A 4,378-nucleotide genomic window follows, 5' to 3' on the forward strand; every position below is an offset into this window, starting at 1 on the left:
GAAAGTAGCTTTAGACTCTCTCATTCCTGGCATATCTACTTTAGATAAATCCCATCCTCCATTTTCCATAGAGTGCATGAAATCATCACCGTATTTTATAATTCCTGACTCTAACATCTCACGAAGTAAGTCGTTTCCTTCACGTGTTCTTTCTCCTACTCCTGCGAATACTGAAAGTCCACCGTGACCTTTTGCGATATTGTTAATTAATTCTTGAATCAATACAGTTTTACCCACTCCAGCACCACCGAATAAACCAATTTTACCTCCTTTTGCGTAAGGCTCAATTAAGTCAATTACTTTAATACCTGTAAATAAAACTTCAGAAGAAGTAGCTAAATCTTCAAATCTTGGTGCTGCACGGTGAATTGACATTCCGTTATCTCCGTCTTTAGGTAAATCTCCTAAACCATCGATAGCATCACCAATAACGTTGAATAAACGACCATAAACATCTGGTCCAATTGGCATTTTAATTGGATTTCCTGTTCCAACCACTTCAGTACCTCTTGATAAACCATCAGAAGAGTCCATTGAAATAGTACGTACCGTATTTTCTCCAATGTGAGATTGTACCTCTAAAACCAATTTAGTACCGTCTTTTTTAGTAATTTCTAACGAATCATAAATTTTTGGAAGTTCACCGTTAGTAGTGTCAAACACTACGTCTACAACTGGTCCAATAATTTGTGCAACTTTTCCTGTAACTTTAGACATTGCTTATGTATTTATTTAATAGCTAATTATATTTGAAAAAAACATACTTTTTTCAGAGTGCAAAGATAGTTTTTTTAGATGCAATTATGCAATATATTTTTTGACTTTTTTTCAAAAAAAAGCGAAATACTAATTATTTCGCTTTTTTATTTATTCCACTGTAACTGATTTTGCTAAATTTCTTGGCTGATCCACATTACAACCTCTTAAAACCGCAATGTGATAAGATAATAATTGCAAGGGTATTGTAGTTAATAAGGGAGTTAAAGCTTCCGAAGTTTCTGGAATTTCAATTACGTGATCTGCTAACGCTTTTACTTGGGTGTCGCCTTTAGTTACAACCGCAATAATTTTTCCACTTCTTGATTTTATTTCTTGGATATTACTTACTACTTTGTCGTAATGTCCTTTATTTGGAGCAATAACTATAACTGGCATTTGTTCGTCAATTAAAGCAATTGGTCCGTGTTTCATTTCGGCAGCTGGATACCCTTCTGCATGAATATAAGAGATTTCTTTTAATTTTAAAGCGCCTTCTAATGCTACAGGAAAATTAAATCCTCTTCCTAAATATAAAGCGTTTGGTACATCTTTATAAATCTTAGCAATTTCTAAAGCCACATCATTTGTTTGCAACGCTTCTTTTACTTTCTCTGGAATCATTTCTAATTCCAACAAATAACGTTGGTAATCAGATTGGTTCATGGTGCCTTTAGCTTTTGCCAAACGTAAAGCAATAAGCGTAAGAATGGTAATTTGTGTAGTAAATGCTTTGGTAGAAGCCACTCCAATTTCCGGACCTGCATGTGTATAAGCTCCTGCATGGGTTTCTCTAGAAATAGAAGAACCTACAACATTACAAACTCCAAAAACAAAGGCGCCGTTTTCTTTGGCTAATTTTATAGCCGCTAAAGTATCAGCTGTTTCTCCAGATTGGGAAATAGCAATTACCACATCGTCTTTATTTATAATCGGATTTCTATATCTAAATTCTGAGGCATATTCCACCTCAACTGGTATTCTTGCAAATTCTTCAATTATATATTCGGCAACCAAACCGGCATGCCATGAGGTTCCGCACGCAATAATTAAAATACGCTTGGCATTGGTAAATTTTTCTAAATTATCTTCTACACCCGACATTTGAATGATGCCTTTGTTTGCTAATAATCTTCCTCTGTATGTGTCTTTAATTACATTTGGTTGCTCGTAAATTTCTTTTAACATGAAATGTTCGTAGCCGCCTTTTTCAATTTGCTCTAAGTTCATTTGTAATTCTTGAACATAAGGATCTACTAAAGAATCATCTTTAATTTTACGAACTTTCATCGGTTTGTTCAAACGAATAATAGCCATTTCTTCATCTTCTAAATAAATAGCGTTTGAAGTATATTCAATAAATGGAGAAGCATCTGATGCTACAAAATATTCGTCTTCACCAATACCAATTGCTAATGGAGAACCTAAACGCGCACAAACTAATTCATCTGGCTTATTTAAGTCAAATACTACAATTGCATAAGCGCCAACCACTTGATTTAAGGCCACCTGAACTGCTTTTCCTAATTTTAAATTATCTGTTTTCTGAACGTCTTCAATTAAATTAATTAATACCTCTGTATCCGTATCAGAATGAAAAACATAGCCTCTTTTTATTAATTCTTTTTTTAACGGTTCGTAATTTTCAATAATTCCGTTATGCACAATGGCTAATTTTCCAGAATTTGAAAAATGAGGGTGTGAATTTACATCATTCGGAACTCCGTGAGTTGCCCAACGTGTATGTCCAAAACCTATATGTCCGTCAGTAGTAATTTCTTTTGCAACTTTTTCTTCTAAATCGGAAACTTTACCTTTAGTTTTACAAAGTTTTAAATTTTTTCCGTCATATAAAACTAAACCAGCACTATCGTAACCACGATATTCTAATCTTTTTAATCCTTTAATAATTATTGGATATGCTTCTCTATGACCAATATAACCTACAATTCCACACATATATAAAGGGTTTAATTTGGTTTTGTATAATGTATAACTAACTTTAATTTTTTGGAGGCATCTGCAGGCGCAGGATTTGTACCATGAAGAACTATCCCTTGTTGCTCCATAATTGAAGCTACGGGAAAATATTCGATATCATCGGTAGACACAGTTGGCGTATTGTTTACATCAAATGGCGATTTGTAATAATAACTATTGCTTAAATTAATATTATCTGAAACAGTAAGGCCTAATCTTACGTTTTTATTCAAATTAGCATCGGTACTGTTAATCAAATTATTAATATGTTGTGTGATTCTAATTTTATATTTAATTCCTTTTTTATCTGAAGTCGCATCGCGTTCGATAATTCCACCAAAAATTAATTTATTGTATTTTGTATTCGAATTAGTGGTGGCGTCAAAAGTGTAATCTGCTAAAGCTTTTTGATTTGTAGCATCAAACAAATATAATCTTTCAGCTTCTAATTGATTGGCACCTGCCATAGCTGTTTTATCGATAAAAAACTCTAAATAGGCTTCATTAATTAACCAGCCATTTAATCGCAATTGATCCAATTCATCAGGAACTTGATTTGCTCCAGCTACTAATTGCCCATTAACTGGTTTTAAAACGTCAGTATCTCCAAAAACATTCATATACACCACTGAACCTTTTCCTCCTTTTAGATATAATTTAGAATCAGAGCCAAAAGTTGGATTGGTAGCTGATGCAATTAATCCAGCGTTATAAGCACCTGAATAGGAATAATCTTGTAGTGAAACTGTATTGGCGCTTGAACCTAAACCTAAATTCAACAACAAACTTTTAGATGTAGCGGCAGTTCCTGCAGCAGCGCCATCTTCTACAGAGCTATAATTTACATTTAACTTTGCGTTGGAAAAATTAAACATTGCCATGGCGCCTTCTTCTCCCGGAAGTTGTTCCATTTTAAAATAAAGTCCTCTGAAATATTGTTTGAATTCATTGTTGTTAACTAAGTTTACACTTCCCGCTTCTAAAATTCTTTTCTTAAAAAAAGCTTTATTTAAAGTTAAATAAATACCAGGCGCCAAACGTTCTTTTACAACACGTAACGAAGGATCAATTTGATTGGCTAAAACCACATCATTTGCATCAACATATTCAAGTATTCCTGTTGTGGTATTAAATTTTGTTTTATAAACAATAATTTCTGCCTTGTTAAAGAAGAACTGGTCATTTTCTGCAGTATTTGGACTATCGTTTAAGCGCGTTCCATTTTGTACAGAATTTCCACTACCATCATTTCCTCTTTTTAGATTCTCAAAATTAATTAAAGTTCCGTTTGCAGAACCGTCAGAAAAATAGCGTTGTTGTGTTTGAAAATTATCGGTTGGATTAAATGAATTCAAATAATATCCATTTTCGTACACACTAAATTTCATTTTACTTTCTTTGTTTGTCCCAAAAACAGATTGTAGTGCATACACTTTTGAACCATCTGTGTTAGTGGATTCTACAGTGCTAAAATAAGGCACATACAAAATTACGTTTTCTACTTGTACGCTGGTGCCAAATTTAGGTTGTTCGTTTGCCAATGACACTTGTGAAACAAAATTTGCTTTAGTAACTCCAAAATATGGATTGTTATAAATACCTAATGGATTAATCGGCAAATTATTGGTTTGCACTTCATCTG

The 4,378-nt window shown here is 33.4% G+C and carries 2 protein-coding genes and 1 pseudogene; all 3 read right to left on the minus strand.

The window, feature by feature from the left end:
• Positions 1-717: pseudogene (locus ACIQ2I_RS08200) on the minus strand (F0F1 ATP synthase subunit beta); the annotation flags it as partial.
• Positions 718-867: 150 nt separating this feature from the next.
• Positions 868-2,715 (minus strand): glutamine--fructose-6-phosphate transaminase (isomerizing), encoded by a 1,848-nt coding sequence (gene glmS, locus ACIQ2I_RS08205; protein ID WP_396181934.1) that lies wholly within the window; start codon positions 2,713-2,715, stop codon positions 868-870.
• Positions 2,716-2,726: 11 nt separating this feature from the next.
• The coding region (locus ACIQ2I_RS08210; protein WP_396181935.1) for a DUF4270 domain-containing protein at positions 2,727-4,378 on the minus strand (1,652 nt) is incomplete at its 5' end.

Origin of the sequence: Flavobacterium sp. (genome assembly GCF_044368995.1) — a bacterium.
Classification (GTDB): domain Bacteria; phylum Bacteroidota; class Bacteroidia; order Flavobacteriales; family Flavobacteriaceae; genus Flavobacterium.

What these genes read in the sequence shown, in the direction of transcription:
- glmS (WP_396181934.1), bottom strand. Translation starts at nt 2,715, where the DNA reads ATGTGTGGAATTGTAGGTTATATTGGTCATAGAGAAGCATATCCAATA.